General features: G+C 51.8%; 17 protein-coding genes. 3 read left to right on the top strand and 14 right to left on the bottom strand.

Annotated elements, in window-relative coordinates:
- Position 1: 1 nt before the first annotated feature.
- From pdhA to CHM34_RS11340, 5 genes are all read right to left on the bottom strand, one after another.
- Positions 2-1,075, bottom strand: a complete 1,074-nt coding sequence (pdhA, locus tag CHM34_RS11320) for a pyruvate dehydrogenase (acetyl-transferring) E1 component subunit alpha (RefSeq protein WP_439116327.1) — start codon at positions 1,073-1,075, stop codon at positions 2-4.
- 627 nt (positions 1,076-1,702) lie between these two features.
- Positions 1,703-2,083 carry a DUF6612 family protein gene (locus CHM34_RS20075; RefSeq protein WP_338048663.1) on the bottom strand — a complete coding sequence of 127 codons (381 nt, stop codon included), beginning with the start codon at positions 2,081-2,083 and terminating at the stop codon, positions 1,703-1,705.
- 132 nt (positions 2,084-2,215) lie between these two features.
- On the bottom strand, positions 2,216-2,647 hold the full coding sequence (locus CHM34_RS11330; RefSeq protein WP_094264721.1) for a ferritin-like domain-containing protein: 432 nt from the start codon (positions 2,645-2,647) through the stop codon (positions 2,216-2,218).
- A gap of 131 nt (positions 2,648-2,778) precedes the next feature.
- Entirely contained in the window at positions 2,779-4,395 is a 1,617-nt protein-coding gene (locus tag CHM34_RS11335) for a protein kinase domain-containing protein (protein ID WP_094264799.1), read from the bottom strand.
- A 260-nt stretch (positions 4,396-4,655) separates the two neighbouring features.
- Complete coding sequence (locus CHM34_RS11340; protein WP_094264722.1) at positions 4,656-5,018, bottom strand: S1 RNA-binding domain-containing protein; 363 nt, start codon at positions 5,016-5,018, stop codon at positions 4,656-4,658.
- A 215-nt stretch (positions 5,019-5,233) separates the two neighbouring features.
- On the opposite strand from CHM34_RS11340, the gene pckA reads away from it, so the two are divergent.
- Both pckA and udk read left to right on the top strand, forming a co-directional pair.
- Entirely contained in the window at positions 5,234-6,811 is a 1,578-nt protein-coding gene (pckA, locus tag CHM34_RS11345; RefSeq protein WP_094264723.1) for a phosphoenolpyruvate carboxykinase (ATP), read from the top strand.
- A 246-nt stretch (positions 6,812-7,057) separates the two neighbouring features.
- Positions 7,058-7,729 carry a uridine kinase gene (gene udk, locus CHM34_RS11350; protein WP_094264724.1) on the top strand — a complete coding sequence of 224 codons (672 nt, stop codon included), beginning with the start codon at positions 7,058-7,060 and terminating at the stop codon, positions 7,727-7,729.
- Positions 7,730-7,793: 64 nt separating this feature from the next.
- Here the strand turns inward: udk and CHM34_RS11355 are convergent, their stop codons facing one another.
- The 5 genes from CHM34_RS11355 to CHM34_RS11375 all read right to left on the bottom strand — a co-directional run bounded on the left by CHM34_RS11355 (position 7,794) and on the right by CHM34_RS11375 (position 10,840).
- Complete coding sequence (locus tag CHM34_RS11355; RefSeq protein ID WP_094264725.1) at positions 7,794-8,729, bottom strand: ketopantoate reductase family protein; 936 nt, start codon at positions 8,727-8,729, stop codon at positions 7,794-7,796.
- Positions 8,726-9,142, bottom strand: coding sequence for a hypothetical protein (locus tag CHM34_RS11360; protein ID WP_094264726.1), 417 nt, complete (start codon positions 9,140-9,142; stop codon positions 8,726-8,728). Before CHM34_RS11360 ends, CHM34_RS11355 begins: the two co-directional genes overlap by 4 nt.
- A 203-nt stretch (positions 9,143-9,345) precedes the next feature.
- Positions 9,346-9,732 (bottom strand): glycine cleavage system protein GcvH, encoded by a 387-nt coding sequence (gcvH, locus tag CHM34_RS11365; protein WP_094264727.1) that lies wholly within the window; start codon positions 9,730-9,732, stop codon positions 9,346-9,348.
- Positions 9,733-9,751: 19 nt separating this feature from the next.
- The gene (locus tag CHM34_RS11370; RefSeq protein ID WP_276207698.1) at positions 9,752-10,198 is read right to left on the bottom strand and encodes a redoxin domain-containing protein; all 447 of its coding nucleotides are present in this window, start codon (positions 10,196-10,198) and stop codon (positions 9,752-9,754) included.
- 96 nt (positions 10,199-10,294) lie between these two features.
- Complete coding sequence (locus tag CHM34_RS11375; RefSeq protein ID WP_094264728.1) at positions 10,295-10,840, bottom strand: peroxiredoxin; 546 nt, start codon at positions 10,838-10,840, stop codon at positions 10,295-10,297.
- A 481-nt stretch (positions 10,841-11,321) separates the two neighbouring features.
- On the opposite strand from CHM34_RS11375, the gene CHM34_RS11380 reads away from it, so the two are divergent.
- Positions 11,322-12,926 carry a bifunctional metallophosphatase/5'-nucleotidase gene (locus tag CHM34_RS11380; protein WP_094264729.1) on the top strand — a complete coding sequence of 535 codons (1,605 nt, stop codon included), beginning with the start codon at positions 11,322-11,324 and terminating at the stop codon, positions 12,924-12,926.
- Positions 12,927-13,004: 78 nt separating this feature from the next.
- On the opposite strand, the gene CHM34_RS11385 is transcribed toward CHM34_RS11380, so the two are convergent.
- The 4 genes from CHM34_RS11385 to CHM34_RS11400 all read right to left on the bottom strand — a co-directional run bounded on the left by CHM34_RS11385 (position 13,005) and on the right by CHM34_RS11400 (position 16,421).
- Entirely contained in the window at positions 13,005-13,547 is a 543-nt protein-coding gene (locus CHM34_RS11385; RefSeq protein WP_094264730.1) for a hypothetical protein, read from the bottom strand.
- Positions 13,548-13,727: 180 nt separating this feature from the next.
- A complete protein-coding gene (locus CHM34_RS11390) occupies positions 13,728-15,227 on the bottom strand; it encodes a Na+/H+ antiporter NhaC family protein (protein ID WP_094264801.1) in 1,500 nt (499 codons plus the stop codon).
- Positions 15,228-15,381: 154 nt separating this feature from the next.
- Positions 15,382-15,738: an arsenate reductase family protein gene (locus CHM34_RS11395; RefSeq protein ID WP_094264731.1), complete on the bottom strand. Its 357-nt coding sequence runs from the start codon at positions 15,736-15,738 to the stop codon at positions 15,382-15,384.
- Positions 15,739-15,875: 137 nt separating this feature from the next.
- Positions 15,876-16,421: a cob(I)yrinic acid a,c-diamide adenosyltransferase gene (locus tag CHM34_RS11400; RefSeq protein WP_094264732.1), complete on the bottom strand. Its 546-nt coding sequence runs from the start codon at positions 16,419-16,421 to the stop codon at positions 15,876-15,878.
- Positions 16,422-16,432: the final 11 nt, after the last annotated feature.

Consider the following 16,432-nt stretch of genomic DNA (forward strand, 5'->3'; position numbering starts at 1 on the left):
ATTATTTGCCCTCCTTCCAGGAGAGGTATTCATCTTTTTGCTGTTTCAAGATCGCCGGGGTTTCCGTATATACATCCTCCATCAGTTCAGCCACGGTTCCCTTCGGCATCTGATCCACTTTCTTGATCGTTTCATTCATTTCATTCAACGTTTCTTCCTCAACTTGTTTTTCTTCCTCATCCGACCAGAGATTCTTTGACTCCAAGTATTGGCGGAAACGTTTCAGCGGATCTTTCTCGGAGGTCCAGTTTTTCTCCTCTTCCTTCGTCCGGTAACGTCCCGGGTCGTCTCCGGCCATGGTATGAGGACCGACGCGGTAGGTGACCGCTTCGATCAGTGTCGGACCTTCACCCTTGCGCGCCCGATCCGCCGCTTCTTTGGTCGCCTGGTAGACGGCCAGGGCGTCGTTTCCGTCGACCTGAATACCGTAAATTCCGTAGGCGATCGCTTTTTGGGCGATAGTTTCGGATTTCATCTGCTTGGAAACCGGTACACTGATCGCGTATTGGTTGTTCTGGGTGAAGAAGATGGTGTTGGCGTCATAGACAGCACCGAAATTCAATCCTTCGTGGAAGTCCCCTTCCGAAGTGGCACCGTCACCGAAGAAGGCGATCGCCACATGATCCTCTTCTCTTAAGCGGAACGCCCAACCCGCTCCGGCGGCGTGAGGAACATGACCCGCAATGATGATTTGCGGCGGAAACATATTGACATCTTCCGGAATATTCATCCCGTTGATCTGACCCCGGGAATAAAGGAAAACCTTTTCCATCGACAAACCGTGATACATCGCCGTCCCCACGTCACGATAGCTGGGAAAAAGCATATCGCTTTTCCTCAAGGCCGCCATGGAAGCCACCTGACACGCTTCCTGCCCGGCCATCGGCGCATAGAAACCGAGACGGCCCTGCCGGTTGAGCTTGATCGCACGTCCGTCAAACGTACGAATCTTCAGCATCCAACGGTAGAGATCTTTCAACTCTTCATCGGAGAGATCCGGAAGGGTTTGCCCTTGGTTAATCTCACCGTTTTCGTTCAGGATTTGGAACATCTCCGCACCCTGTTTCAATTCCATCTCTTTCGGCACGATGGATACACCTCACTTCGTTGTCATCCCTCGGAGGGTGTAAAAGTTAGGCAGTTCATTCCATAGACTGCCTTATTCAAGCACCGAGCATTCAGAGCGACGGTCATAGAATCCTCTTTCCCAGGAACTCCTGTAAGTGAACTACCCGACTCCGCTCATCAAAAAACCTGCCCGGCCCAGTGGAGAACCATTCATTACCAATCAAAAAATGATCCCCGGCTGTGTTATAAGGACTGCCTGGTCAATCCGTCACCGGATGTCCCGGCTGATGCAACCGTCTCCGACCTCTGGTAAAACTCGAATGACCAGACATACCCCAATCACATTGAATGCTTCATCATGTGTATGATCGATGGATCAACGCCTGATTTTCCACCCTCACACAACCTCTACATTTGCATGATACACCTGATAAAAAAAGCCGTCAACTACACGACAAACACGATGAAATAGAGTGATACAGACACTTCATTTAACAATATAACAGGAAGGTACAGTTGACGAATACAGGTTACGATACCGGTTGACAGTCACCGGTTGAGATCTCAAAACCAAAAGGCGACGGCTGCCGTATGATCCGGGCAACCGCCGCCTTCACGGATGTAAAATCGAAAATTAGTACGATTGATCCTTCACCTTTTTCGGTACCGTGATTTTCTTGTCCAATTTTTCTTTTAAACGGAGATCCATCTTCTCTTCCACATCAAATCTTTCCCTCTCCATCGTCACCACCATCTTTTGGTTCCAGGAAACCCGGTCCGGTTGAAAGGTATCGGAATTGATCCACATGGTATGCTTTACCGATTCCACCTTGACTTCATCCGGATTTTGAAAGGTTTGATCGATCTGATCGGTCGTCTCCTCGCAGCGCTCCTCACTTTTTTGAATTCTTTTCCCGACAATTTTACCGTCAAGACATAGGCTCCATCCTGCTTTTCCATCTCTGTCCGTTCCCCCGCCCGGTTCAGGATGTCCAGAGAAAGACGGGGATCGAATCCGGCCATCTTTTCATCCGATCATCTCCTTGTTATGTAGTCACCGTGTTATACGAACGAGATCGAAAAAAGTTTCACCTCATAGCAAAAAACCGCCACCCGAGCGACTCGGGTGACGGTTTCGGTTCGATCTTTATAGGCGGGAATCCCTTAACAAACGTTGCAGTTCCTCTTTATGATTGGATTCGTCGGCCACCATATCCTCCAAATCCACCTTCAAACCGTGCTGTTTCGCTTTTTCCGCCTGTTCAATCCGTTGAAGATAGCGCTGAATGGTGGCTTCTTCGTCTTCCAGCGCATTTTGCAACATCTCCCGCACTTCCGTCGCCTGTTTGACCTCGGCGGGTTTAACGACGGGAGTTCCGCCAAGAGAGGCGATTTTCTCCGAAAGATAAGCAGCATGCTTAATTTCGTCCTGGGCTTCATTCTCGAAAAACTCCTTGAGAATGGGACGCGCCAGACCGGAAACCACCGCCGCATCGTAGGTATAGGTAATCACCGCCGCATATTCATAAGCCAGATCTTCGTTCAGACCATCAATGAGGGTTTGCACATCCTGGTTCAAAAGGACTTCCTCCTTTCTGTGTTGCGAATCCATCTTCGGTTTCTGGTATATGTTTTCCCAGACAGCTCAAAATCAAACTTTGGATTCCCTCGAAAAAAAGCGACGGTCCGTCTGATCGGACCATCGCTTTTTCATTCTTCACCTTCCCGGCGTTCCAACACTTTTTGCAACTCGTCCCCGGAGCCGTCGCCCCGGGGGTAGATACGGATGATGACCAGACCGCGTTCAGGCAATTCCACTCTGGGGACACCGACATGAAATTCAATTTTTTCCGTGTCATCGTCTTGCTCCACCATCTCCTGTTTTGTATAGGGCGTCGGTCCCTCTTCAGTCATCAATATGATATCGTAATAAAATTCCGGACCCACTCTTGAGGTCAGGGAAACCTGATACTGCCCATCGGATCCTGAGGCATCGAAATCCGGGAAATGTTCGCTGTCCCGTTCAAATTCTTTATTCTTCCACGGAAGAGACTTTTTCTTCTCTTTCTCGGAAGATTTCTCCTCAGGCTCCTCTTTCTCGGGCTTTTCCACCGGCTGAGTCGATGGTGGTTCTTGATCCGGCTCCGGCGTTTCTTCCTCATGCGGTTCTTCTTCTTCCGGATCGTTCCCGTTCTCTGTTTCAGTCTCTTCCGTCGAGTCCGACGGTTCCTCATGATGAACGGATCCGACCATTTCTCCGTCGGAGGCCGTATCGTCGTCACTCCAGGCATTGAGACTGAATAAAAGCAACGGGACCAGAACCAGTGCCGCTCCCAAGGCGACCCACCGTATCCTTCCTTTTCGTTTTGCTTTTTTCTGGGAACGGGTGACGCCCTGCTCCGACAGACGCCTTTTTTGATCCTGCCGTTCCACCCCGATTCCCTCTAGACCTTCCGGATGGGGAGGAGGAGTGTACCGGTCCACCGACGCCTCCCAGATGTGCGTCGCCGTACCGTCCAAAACCCCGCTCAACGCTTCTTTCATCTCCCGGACGGAGTGAAAGCGTCGATGGACATCCTTTTCCATCGCCCGGAAGATGATCTGGCAAATCCCTTCGGGAATATCCGGGTTGATTTCGCGAGGATCGGGCACTGATTCTTTCAGATGCTTTAGAGCGATTGCGACCGCTTCTTCACCGTCAAAGGGCAGCCTCCCGGTCACCATCTCATAGAGAACAATGCCCATGGAATAGATATCGGAACCCTGACCGATCTCATGTCCCTGGGCTTGTTCCGGTGAAAAATAATGGACGGAACCCATTACCGAGCCGGTCTGGGTAATTGTGGAAGAATTGGACAACCGGGAAATGCCGAAATCCGTCAATTTATATCGGCCATCCCGAGTCGCCATGATATTGTGAGGTTTAATATCCCGATGAACAATTCCATTTTCATGGGCATGGGCTAAGCCCTCACAAACCTGCTCAGCAATCTTGACCGCTTCCTCCGCCGGAATGCGACCCCGGTCCAGGATCCGTTCCATCAAGGACTCGCCCTCAATGTACTCCATCACCATGTAGTGGGTGGATTGTTCACAGCCCACATCGTACACATTGACTACGTTGGGATGGGATAAGCTTCCGGCCGCCTTCGCTTCCCGGTTGAAACGACGGATAAATCCCTCATCATGGCTAAGGGACTGATTCATCACTTTGACGGCGACATACCGTTCCAAGATCAAGTCCTTCGCCTTGTAGACGACAGCCATCCCGCCACCGCCCACACGTTCAATGATTTGATACCTCCCACCCAACCGCTTACCTTCCACCGGCACCCACCTTTCTTTTTCTTTCCATTCCATATCATGATACCTTATCGGTCTTGGAACACCGGCCTCTCATGCCGGGTACAACCCCGACCTCGAAGTCCCCCGGTCTGCCTATGATTCTATCACGATGTCATATACCAAAAAACGTTTTACAAAAAAATGACTCACCCAATTCCGAATTTGATTCGAAAGCGGATCAGAAAACGGAACTGCACAAAAAAACACCTTCCTTTGGCGGAAGATGTCGTACCGATCTATATTTAGCGGCCTTTCTTCTGCTTCGCCGCCAACGCGCTGAGGCGTTCTTCACTGCTTTTCATCCACTTCTTCATCATATCCTCGAAATCTCCGGGTCCGCGTCCGCGGCGGCCGCCACGGGGACGGTCATTGTTGAGAGCCTTAATGGAAAGAGAGATTTTCCCCGAAGAATCGATGGAGAGTACCTTCGCCTTGATCGTATCCCCGACAGACAATTCATCTTCCACTTTCTCGATGAATTTGCTGGAGATTTGGGAGATATGGACAAGACCCGTCTCTCCTGTTTCCAATTTGACAAATGCCCCGAAGGGTTTAATAGCGACCACTTCTCCACTGACGACGGATCCTTCCGCTAGCTGACTCATTCAAACACTCCCGAAATCATATTCATTCTGTATGAAGATACCACTTATTCAGGATGAAGTCAATGGTTAATAGGCCCAAGTTTCCCCTTTTCCATAAGTTTTATAAGCGCAGGATTTCCAACCGGATTCCAATGTGTTATACTTTTTTCGTCAACAATGCCCCATTACGCATGTTTGTCATAAAATATGTTATCCTCTTCAGAAAGGACGGAGCGATGAGTACGCAAATCGATGCCTGTCCCCTGGCGGGCCTGTCTCTCGAAGGAGCGGTTTTTTGGAATTTGTCCACTGCGCAATTGGTGGAAAAGGCGCTGGAACGGAATGAAGGGCTTCTGACTTCCACTGGTGCCTTCCGGGCTACTACAGGAACCTATACCGGTCGCTCCCCCAAGGATAAATACGTGGTGGATGAACCATCCGTACACCGGAACATCGACTGGGGAACCGTCAACCAGGCGATGGATCCGGAAGTGTTCAAGAGATTGTTTCAGCGGATGAAGGAATACCTGCGGTACCGAGATGTTTTCGTCTTCGACGGGTTTGCCGGAGCTGATTCCGTCTACCGTATACCCATCCGGGTCATCAACGAAACCGCATGGCACAATTTGTTCGCCAGACAGATGTTTGTCCGACCGACAGGAAAAGAGACAACACACCAATCCCCGTTTACCGTGATCAGCGCCCCGGGCTTTCAAGCCGTTCCCCGGCGTGACGGAACGCGTTCGGAGACCTTTATCGCCATCAGCCTCGAGCACCGAACCGTACTCATCGGAGGAACCCGCTATGCCGGCGAGATGAAGAAATCGATCTTCAGCGTGATGAATTACTTACTGCCGGAACAAGGCGTCCTGCCGATGCACTGCTCCGCCAATAAAGGGGCCGACGGCGACACAGCCCTTTTTTTCGGACTGTCCGGAACCGGCAAAACCACCCTGTCCGCCGATTCCGAAAGGCGCCTGATCGGTGATGATGAGCATGGCTGGAATGAAAGCGGTATCTTTAACATCGAAGGGGGTTGCTACGCGAAGTGTATCGGCCTTTCCCGGGAGAAGGAACCCCAGATCTGGAATGCCATCCGTTTTGGATCCGTTCTGGAAAATGTGGCATTGGATGAGGAACGCCGCCCGGATTTCAATGATCGCTCCCTTACGGAAAACACCCGGGCCGCTTACCCGGTCGATTATATCGATGGAGCGGAAATCCCCGGTGTCGGAGGCCACCCTCGGGTCATTCTCTTTCTGACAGCGGATGCATTCGGCGTTCTTCCTCCTATCGCCGAGCTGACCCCGGAACAAGCCATGTACCACTTCCTCTCCGGTTATACCAGCAAGTTGGCGGGAACCGAACGGGGCGTCACTCAACCGGAGGCCACCTTTTCCACTTGTTTCGGAGCCCCTTTTCTCCCCCGCCGCCCTCGTGTCTATGCGGAGATGCTCGGGGAGAAAATTAACCGCCACAAGGTAAAAGTCTATTTGGTAAACACCGGCTGGTCGGGGGGGCCTTACGGTCAAGGGCACCGAATCCAACTGTCCTACACCCGGTCCATGATCCGCGCCGCCCTGCGGGGAGATCTGGACAAAGACCGGTTTACAATCGATCCCGTCTTCAGGATCGCGGTCCCGGAACACTGTCCCGACGTTCCCGACCGAATGCTGATGCCCCGTAACACCTGGGCCGACCCTGCCGCTTATGACGCCAAGGCCAAAGAGCTGACAAAACGGTTCCACGAGAACTTCCGCCAATTCGACGATGTCAACGAAACCATCCGTCAGGCGGGACCCCGAACGGAATAAAAACGATGAATCAGGAAAAGGATTCAAATAAAGCTACCATATGGGTACATGGTAGCTTCTTTTTTTATGATGCCGAAATGGATCGGGGTCATCGGATAAAAGCGTTTGTCCATCATGAGGGACTCCCGCTGGAAACTGAACGTTACAAAACGATTCCTTGAAAAAAACATATGCAATTGCTATCATCAGCAAAGCGATTCATTTGTCTTTTTCATTTCTCAAAGGATCATGGAAGGAATATCCCAAATGAAACGACCCGTTATCATTGGAGTGGCCGGAGGGAGCGGCTCCGGAAAAACCACTGTCGCCCGCAACATCTGTGAGCGGTTTTCTGACTCTGTGGCATTGATTGAGCAGGATGCCTACTATAAAGATCAATCCCATCTGCCGATGGAAGAAAGAATTAAAACCAATTACGATCATCCCCTCGCCTTCGACCATGAGCTTTTAATCAGCCACATCGAGGAGTTGATCCGCGGACGGCCCATCCAAAAGCCCGTCTATGATTACACCCGCCACACCCGTTCCCCTGAAAAGGTGACTGTCCATCCCAAGGATGTGATTATCCTGGAGGGAATCCTGCTGTTGGAAGAAGAACGCCTCCGCGAGTTGATGGATATCAAAGCCTTCGTCGACACCGACGCCGATGTTCGGATTCTGCGTCGTCTGGAACGGGATGTAAAGAGTCGGGGGCGCAGTTTGGATTCGGTGATCCAGCAATATCTCACTGTCGTCCGCCCCATGCATCTTCAGTTCATCGAGCCGAGTAAACGATATGCCGACTTGATCATCCCTGAAGGCGGTTATAACCAAGTGGCGGTCAACCTGCTGATCAATCAGATTCAGACGATCGTATCCAAAGAACAGACGGGTTCCCACAACGCTCCCGCTCAATCCGGTGATGGCAACCCGCTCTGAAGAGATCGTCCACCGTTTTTTCAAAGAAAGACCGAGGGATCAATCCCTCGGTCTTTTGTGATGATCACTTGCTTTGAAGCCGGGATTCATAGGTTTTCAGAAAACTGAACACGGTCTTCAGCAGAGGCAGGTCGACTCCCTCAGGAGCCATGCGGATCAATGCACCGTGCAGATGATCCGCCTCCACCGGCATGTTCTTTTCGATATCCCGAAGCATGGAGGATTTCATCGTCGGTTCCAAATGGCGGATCGTACTGTAGGTTTGATCCGCCGTCCCCTCGTGTAAAGACGGCTCTTTCCCTCGGGCGACGCGGACAATCTCTTCCAACAGCCGCCGCGTGATTTCCGTTCCGTATCCGCTTTGCAAAACAGGACCGATCGAGCTGTTCATCAGAGAAGTGATCCCGCTGAAGGTGGAGATGAAGATGTATTTGTTCCACATCTCGCGGAGAATATCATTACTGGCCCGAGCCTGGATGCGCGCTCCCCGGAACAACTCCTCCAGGCGGCGGATCCGGTCCGTTTCACGCCGGTCCAATTCGCCGAACACAAGATCGTGCCGGCGGCTGTACTGCTCGACCTCGCCCTGTTCAGTCAGGGTCGTTTCGATGAAACACAGCCCTCCCAGTACCCGGTCCGGGGAAAACTCCCGTTTCAGACGATCCAGATGGACAATCCCGTTCAAAAGAGGCAGGATCCACGTCTGATCACTCACATAAGGACGAATCGTCGGTAACGCCTGTTCCAGATGATAGGCTTTCACCGACAGCAAAACGATATCGAAAGGACCCGCTTTTTCTCCTGCTGTAATCGCGCGGACGGGAGACCGGTAATCCCCGTGGATGCTTCTGATGACCAATCCTTGTTCAACCAATTGTTTCTTGCGGCGGGGTCTGACCAGAAAAGTGACGTCACATCCCTTTTCCAGCAACCGCCCCCCGAAGTATCCGCCGACAGCTCCGGCACCCAATACGAGAATCCGCTGTTGTTGTCGATTCATTTCGTATTCGCCTTTTGGTATCGTTTCAACCGGTCGCTCATAATCTGCAATCGGTTTTTCAACGCTCGTTCCCATTCTTCATCATGGATCTGCTTGGCGACTCCCATCAAATCGAGTGCCATGTCAATCTGTTCCCGCAGAACCGTTTCGGGTTGTCCCTGTTGAAAGCTGGTGCAGGTTTCTTTCCACTCTTCGATCATTTCCTCGTCGACCTCGTCTCTCAGATTCACTTCCCGGGCACCATCTTCCCGGGCATACTCCAACAGCAGATCGAATTCATCCTGAACGGCCTGGTGCACTTCCACCCGATGGCAGACCGGGCAGTAAAGAAGCGGAACATTGTGAACCAATGTCGATCCTTGTCGCAACGTTCCCACCGCCCCCACCATCGTGGCTCCGCAGCAAAAACCCATGGTCTCCCGCACCTCCCTGTTCAAATCGGTAACCCAAGAGGTCGAAAAAGATTGAATCCTGATAAGAGCTCAACTTATTCAATATTGTACCACATCCCCCCAGAGAGAAAATACTCCTTCGATAAAACCCATCAAAAACCGTCCATACAAAAAGCCGGCATCAAAGCCGGCCGTTGATTTCAAGGCTATGGATCTGACGGGGATCAGTCTTCGGATACCATCGCCTGATATTTGTCCGCATCCATCAGTTTTTCCAGATCGGAGGGTTGACTCATTTCGACAACGATCATCCATCCGCTGTCGTAGGGAGCTTCGTTGACATTTTCCGGAGAATCCTCCAGATCTTCATTCACTTCCACGACTTTACCGCTTACCGGAGCATAGAGCTCGGATACGGTTTTGACGGATTCGACACTGCCGAAGGGGGAGTCGACTTCCAGTTCATCTCCTTCTTCCGGCAGTTCCACGAAGACGATGTCACCCAGTTCGTCCTGGGCGAAATCGGTGATCCCGATTCGCACTTTGTTGTCGCCTTCTTCTTTGACCCACTCGTGTTCATCACTGTAGCGCAGCTCTTTGGGCAGGTTCATGCGAATCCCTCCGCTTGATTTATTCACCCAACACTCGATGCAGGGGTTTTTCCATCATCTTAAGCGCTTTTTCACCGGCGGAACGGTGGCGTAATTGCCCTTCGGCGTCAAACAGATAATAGGCCGGGACAAATTCGTTCTCAAAGGCGTCAACGATGCTGTGTTGATTGTCGATCGCCTGAGGATGCGTCATCTCGTATTTTTCGATGGTTTCCTTGACAGGCCCGATTTCAGTGTCTTTTTCGGAACGGGGCATATGGATTCCCACCACTTGAAGATCCTTGTCTTTGTACTCGTCGCGGATCTTCAATACATCCGGCATACTTTTTTTGCAAAGTCCACAACTGACGGACCAGAAATGGATCAGGACCGGTTTGCCGAGCAATTGCTCCTTATCCACCTCACCGTTGACCCATTCCGTCGCACCTTTCAGCTCCGGCATCTCTGTGCGCAAACGCAAAGCCATCGCTTCTTCCCTCCTTGTCACTTAAAACCACGCTTTTATTCGGCTCCGGTGAAAAAGGACCTAACCTCGGAGTTAGGCCCTTTCCGTTCCAAATGCTTATACTTCCAGGGTTTTTTGGCCCGGTTTCCAGTCGGAAGGGCAGAGTCCCCCGGTTTGCAGGGCTTGCAGTACGCGAAGGGTTTCGTCGACACTGCGTCCGATGTTGTTGTCGCTGACAACTTGATAACGCAGAATTCCTTCCGGATCGATGATGAACAATCCGCGCAAGGCTACCCCTTCTTCTTCGATCAGGACGCCGTAATCCCGGGAAACTTTATGAGTGATGTCCGAAGCCAGGGGATATTTGACATCGCCCAGTCCGTTCTCATCCCGCGGAGTCTTGATCCAGGCCCGGTGGGAGTGAACACTGTCGGTGCTGACACCGATGATCTCGCAATCCAGATCTTCAAACTCTTCGTAACGATCACTAAGGGCGGTGATTTCCGTCGGGCATACGAAGGTGAAATCCAACGGATAGAAGAACAGAATCAGCCATTGCCCCTCGTAGTCGGAGAGTTTTACTTTTTCCTCAAGGGTTTCGAGATCCTTCGTGCTGAGCATTTCAAAATCCGGTGCCGGCAACCCTACCATACGATCGGCCATAATATCCTTCCTCCTTGAAATAGTACGGGCTCAGTACCCTTTTTTTTAATTTTCCCAGGCTTATCGGGAAATAAACACCTTTTAACCGCAAGCAAATCCCGCGCCATCCCCCACGACTGATTCCGGGAACCCGCCGGCCGGGAGTATGACGATTCAGGGGAAGGTTACATTCCCCGCTGCCTGAGAGAGATTATGCCCGGGGATTCCTTTGCCGGAAATCCGGGCAAAAGAATCCGAATGAGGGCGGAATAGGCATCCACCATACCTAAAATATCATAAACAATGCGGAAGTCAATAGATGATATAACTTTATATTTTTTACTAGGTGGGAATTGTTATTAATTGAGAGGAGCAACGAAGAGACCACATGAAGGAGGAGGAATTTAAGAAAGTTTGTCAAAAGATTAATACTGAATCCATCATTTTTTCATAAAAAACAGGTACTTTTTAACTGATGATTTTATGGGAGGGGAAATCCGACATGGATAAGAAGAGACGGTGGATCCGAACCGGATGGGGAACTTTACTCTGCGCCTGGCTGGCGATGACACCAGCTATGACTGCAGAAGCCGTTCCTTCGGAAAAACCCCGGCCGGTTCCGGTTCAGCTCTTAAGCATCAATGATTTGCACGGGCAACTGAATGTTACCCGCTCGGTTAACGGAAAACCCGCCGGGCGTGCCGATTACTTGGCCACCTATCTTCGTCAGCGGGAATCAAAAAACAAAAACACGATCAAAGTTCATGCGGGAGACGTTGTCGGAGCCAGCGCGCCGGTTTCCGCTCTCCTACAGGATGAGCCCACGATCGAGATATTGAATCAGTTGAACTTCGACCTGGGAACCGTGGGAAACCATGCATTCGACGAAGGTGTCGACGAAATGATGCGGTTGATTGACGGTGGCACCCATGAAAAAACCGGGCGGTTCAAAGGGGCCGATTTCCCTTACACGGCGGCCAATCTCCTGGATAAAGACACCGGGGAACCCATCCTCCCTCCTCATATCATCAAGAGGGTGAAAGGAATTCCCATCGGATTTATCGGTATCGTCACCAAAGAAACGCCGAAAATCGTCACCCCGGAGGGGGTCAAAGGGGTGCAGTTCACAGATGAAGCCCAAGCAATCAATCAACAGGTGAACGCTCTGAAGAAAAAAGGCGTCCATGCGATTGTCGTTGTCGCTCATGAAGGCGGATTTCAGGATTCATCAACCGGTGAAATGGAAGGTCCCATCATCGATATCGCCAAGAAGGTGGATGATGAAGTGGACGTGATCCTGTCCGGCCACACCCACTCCTTCCTTAACGGAACCGTTGACGGTAAATGGGTGGTCCAAGCCTACAGCTCCGGAACGGCCTTCGCCGATGTCGATCTGCTCTTGGACCGTCGCAGCCGGGATATGACTGTCAAACAGTCGGAGATCGTCACCACGTTTCATGAAGGAATTCAGTCGGACCCCCAAGTGAGAGAAATCATTCAACACTATGAAAAGAAAGTGGAACCGATCATTGAGCAGGAAGTGGGACAGGCGGCGGAAAATATCACAGAAACTTCAAACGAAGCCGGCGAATCCGCACTCGGAAACCTGATCGCAGATGCTCAGCGCTGGAAAATGGATACGGATTTCGCCTTTATGAACCCCGGCGGCATCCGGGACCAAATCGATGCCGGCACGGTGACCTGGGGTGATCTTTATAACGTTCAGCCCTTCAGCAATGATCTGGTCACGATGCATTTAACCGGGGAACAGATCGAAAAACTGCTCAATCAGCAGTGGGAACTGGATCGTCCTCGAATCCTGCAAGTTTCAGGACTCACTTACCGGTGGGACCCCGACCGCCCTGTGGGGGACCGTATCGTCGCCATCAAAAAAGATGACGGGACCCCGATCGATCCGGGTACATCCTACACTGTCACCGTAAACAGCTTTCTCGCATCCGGCGGAGACGGATTCACCGTCTTCACCGAAGGTGCGGACAAAGTGGTCGGTCCAGTGGATCTCGACGCCTTGGTGGATTATATCGAACAACTGGACCAACCCTTCACGGCGCAAATCGAAGGCCGAATCCAACAGGAGGCTCATTGATCACCTGAACCGTTACTAGTGGATATGCCGGCCATGCAAAACCCCTGCTCTTAGCGAGCAGGGGTTTTTGCCGGGAGTTCATTTTGCAGTTAACCGTTCACCATCCTGAGTCTCTACGATAAATTTCTTGCCGTCCAAAGCGCCCTTATCCACCTTGATATAGCGACGGGGAGCCTTTCCCTCACTACCGTCCTCATCGAGCTTGACGACAACCTTGACCACATCGTCATCCAGGACCTGCAGGGCTTTCGGAACCAATTTCTTTCCGTAGTGCTTTTTGTCACTAATTTGGACCAACAAGACATCATTTTGATCCCAGTCGAAGGAATCACTGATGTTTCCGGGGTGTTTTTCCTTGGTATAAACCCAGAACCCTCCCTTCGGCTGACGATCGGGTGCTCCCATAATCCAGTTGATCGGCTGAAATTCAATCTCTTCAAACGTCTCGTTCGCGGCCTGTGCCCCTTCAATTTCCTCGTTCTCCTCTTTTTTCTCTTCCGCTTTCGCTTCCTCCCCTTTTTTCTCTTCATCTTTTCCTTCATCGCTCATCAGGGCAGCGCAACCGGTTAATAAAAAAATCATGAATCCTGCACTGAGGAAGCCAATCCATTTTCTTGCCATTGGAACCCTCCGGATTGATAAGAAATTCAATCTTTTCTTAAAGTAAATGTTCCCCCCAACCGTGTCAAGCAAAGTTTGCAATCTGATCGCCCCCCTGACATACCTGGGAGAACGGATTGCACACCCCATCCGATAAAAAACGGGCCGCCCCCCGCACAAGGGTCGACCCGCTGTGGTTTTTCACTGCGAATCCCGTTCATCCCGGGGCAACTCTTTCAGCTCTTCCCCGTTTTTGCCTTGATAGCGCAAGCCCCAACCCGTGATGGCCGCGCCCAACATGATCAGTACCAAAAACCAACCGTGGAAGACGAAGGGAAAGGCTGAAGTCGGTGAAATAACCGGCAACCAATCGTATTGGCTTTTCAAACCGCTGATCGTGGACCATCCGAGTAACAGCGCCGCACTCCAGGGAAAGATGTAACCCAGCGCAGAGCTGACGGCATCCAGGAAGTTGGCCCGCCGGTAGGGGTGAATCCGGTATTTCTCCCCGATCTCTTTGACAAAGGGAGCCGCGGCGATTTCAGCGGCAGTGTTGATGGTAATCGTACTGTTCATCAACGATACAATAGCCCAGATCGCCAGTTCCGCTCGGCGAGTAATCCCCCGAATCCACTTGGTCAGCACCTTGGAGACAGCCTCCATGGTTCCGCCCAGTCTAAGCAGATGGGAAGCCGCCACAATCAAAAGGATGAGTATCGCCATATTCATATAACCGGCGATCCCTTCGACCAAAGCCCCTTCCACAATCGCATCGGAGTCCGGATTAAACCGGATCAAATCGCTGACCGTTCCCAAATTGGCCAAGAGAATAAAAGGAACCGATGAAACAATTCCCCATGTTAACGAGGTAATCAGGTGCTGTCCCGACAACGCCAGAATGATCACCAGTGCAAAGGGTATTAATAAGACCAGACCCGCCGGGTTGGATGATTCCTTCATCGCGGCGATAGCCGCCGGATCACTGATGGATTCCCCTCCGCCGCCGAAAATGGCGAACAGCACCAATGTAGGAACAGCCGCGAGGATGCTGTACTTGAAACGGGAGCGCACCACTCCGGGTACGTCCGCCTCCTGGGTCGTAGCGGACACAATGGTCGTGTCGGAGACAGGAGCCAGATTATCACCGAAAGCGGCCCCGCTCAAAATGGAGGCAAACATCATTACCGGGTCCGCTCCCACGACGATTCCCGCCGGGTACATCAAGGTACAGAAGGCAACGGTGGTACCGTAGCCGGTACCGACGGCGGTGGAAAAGACCGCGGCCAGGAGGAAGGTAAGGGCCACAAACATGGATCCGGATACCCCCGACACGTTCCCCAGCCAGACCAAACCTTCCACCAGTCCGCCGGATTGAAGGACTTGGGCGAACATCCCCGCCCAAAACCAAGCCACGATGGCGACGACCCCGATCGGCTGGGCCATTCCGTCAAAAAGCCCTTGAGCGTATTGCTCCCACTTGCTTTTGGTCAGGAACAGGCCGAGTCCCAGCCCCAAGACCGCACCCAACACCAGCCCCAGTTCCGAACTGATGGATTTGAGACTGATCGTAACCGCCCAAATGACAAAGAATAACATCGGTACTGCGGCACCGAAAGCGCCCATGCGGAATTCCAGCTTTTGAACCCGCTTTTCACCGGTCGCCTCGGATACCTGCTCGTCTTTCTTTCGCTGTGCATCCATCTCTCCTTTGACCCCCATTTCCTCAAGTGATAGATGCTTCCTATTTATTAGTTTACAATGAATTCATGCGCAACACCGCAAGAAATATTTGTGAAATTGAAAACCCTTACAAAAGGAGGTGTTCCGAAAAGACGGAAACCCCCTTGCTCTCCGATCAATTCCAAACCTGATCAAAGGTTTCTTCCTTGAATCCGATTGTTACCCGCTCCCCGTCAGTGACGATCGGACGTTTCACCAGCATGCCGTCAGAGGCGAGCAGGTCCAATTTCTCCTCGTCGCTCATCTCCTTCAACCGGTCCTTGAGCCCAAGCTCCCGGTACTTCCGACCGCTGGTATTGAAAAACTTTTGCACCGGCAGTCCGCTTTGATCCACAAACTTGCTCAATTCTTCCCTCGACAACGGTTCGTTTACAATATCCCGTTCTTCAAAGGGAATCCCCTTCTGTTCCAAAAATTTTTTTGCCTTCCGGCAGGTGCCGCACTTCGGATACTGAATCATCACCAAGCTCATCTTTTTCTCCCTCCTGGCTCCCTGACTGGGGCAACCCGCCTCTCAGTATACCCCATAACCCCCCGATGAAAAAAGGATGACTTCCGATGAAAAAGTCCGTTTTTTCTTGAAAATCAACTCTGCCGGAGACCATCTCACTATCCATCCCGCCTGTATCTCACATCACCCACCCGGTTCCTGGCATTGGCCGCTCGGGCGAGTGTGAAAAATAAATCCGATAAACGGTTCAGATAACGACGGACCTCTTCATTGGTCTCTTGTTCCCGGGTCAAAGTCACCACCCGTCGTTCCGCACGGCGGGCCAGCACGCGGCAGACATGCAACGCCGAAGAGAGAGGGGAACCACCCGGCAGGATAAAGTACTGGATTTCCGGGGCTTCCGATTCATAGCGGTCGATCCATTCCTCCAACCGGGTCACCATCTCCGCCGTCACCCGATACTGGCGCTTTCTTCCCGCCTGAGCCAAATCACCGCCGGCATCGAACAACTCGTGCTGAATGTCTGTCAGATCCCGAATCATGTCGGCGTGTTTTTCCGGGTCCATACGAGTCATGGCTTCGCCGACAAAAGCATTGACCTCGTCCGTGGTTCCATACGCTTCCACCCGAATGTCGTCCTTATCGACACGGCCCCCGACGACGCTGGTTTGCCCGGCGTCACCGGTTCGCGTATAGATGCGCATTCTCGATTCCT

Source organism: Paludifilum halophilum, from assembly GCF_002245355.1.
GTDB lineage: Bacteria > Bacillota > Bacilli > Thermoactinomycetales > DSM-45169 > Paludifilum > Paludifilum halophilum.

Excerpts from the sequence above, each read along its gene's own strand:
- pdhA (WP_439116327.1), bottom strand. The coding sequence starts at position 1,075 with ATGGAATTGAAACAGGGTGCGGAGATGTTCCAAATCCTGAACGAAAAC.
- CHM34_RS11340 (WP_094264722.1), bottom strand. The coding sequence starts at position 5,018 with ATGAGTCAGCTAGCGGAAGGATCCGTCGTCAGTGGAGAAGTGGTCGCT.
- pckA (WP_094264723.1), top strand. The coding sequence starts at position 5,234 with ATGAGTACGCAAATCGATGCCTGTCCCCTGGCGGGCCTGTCTCTCGAA.
- udk (WP_094264724.1), top strand. The coding sequence starts at position 7,058 with ATGAAACGACCCGTTATCATTGGAGTGGCCGGAGGGAGCGGCTCCGGA.
- CHM34_RS11355 (WP_094264725.1), bottom strand. The coding sequence starts at position 8,729 with ATGAATCGACAACAACAGCGGATTCTCGTATTGGGTGCCGGAGCTGTC.
- CHM34_RS11360 (WP_094264726.1), bottom strand. The coding sequence starts at position 9,142 with ATGGGTTTTTGCTGCGGAGCCACGATGGTGGGGGCGGTGGGAACGTTG.
- gcvH (WP_094264727.1), bottom strand. The coding sequence starts at position 9,732 with ATGAACCTGCCCAAAGAGCTGCGCTACAGTGATGAACACGAGTGGGTC.
- CHM34_RS11370 (WP_276207698.1), bottom strand. The coding sequence starts at position 10,198 with ATGGCTTTGCGTTTGCGCACAGAGATGCCGGAGCTGAAAGGTGCGACG.
- CHM34_RS11375 (WP_094264728.1), bottom strand. The coding sequence starts at position 10,840 with ATGGCCGATCGTATGGTAGGGTTGCCGGCACCGGATTTTGAAATGCTC.
- CHM34_RS11380 (WP_094264729.1), top strand. The coding sequence starts at position 11,322 with ATGGATAAGAAGAGACGGTGGATCCGAACCGGATGGGGAACTTTACTC.
- CHM34_RS11385 (WP_094264730.1), bottom strand. The coding sequence starts at position 13,547 with ATGGCAAGAAAATGGATTGGCTTCCTCAGTGCAGGATTCATGATTTTT.
- CHM34_RS11390 (WP_094264801.1), bottom strand. The coding sequence starts at position 15,227 with ATGGATGCACAGCGAAAGAAAGACGAGCAGGTATCCGAGGCGACCGGT.
- CHM34_RS11395 (WP_094264731.1), bottom strand. The coding sequence starts at position 15,738 with ATGAGCTTGGTGATGATTCAGTATCCGAAGTGCGGCACCTGCCGGAAG.
- CHM34_RS11400 (WP_094264732.1), bottom strand. The coding sequence starts at position 16,421 with ATGCGCATCTATACGCGAACCGGTGACGCCGGGCAAACCAGCGTCGTC.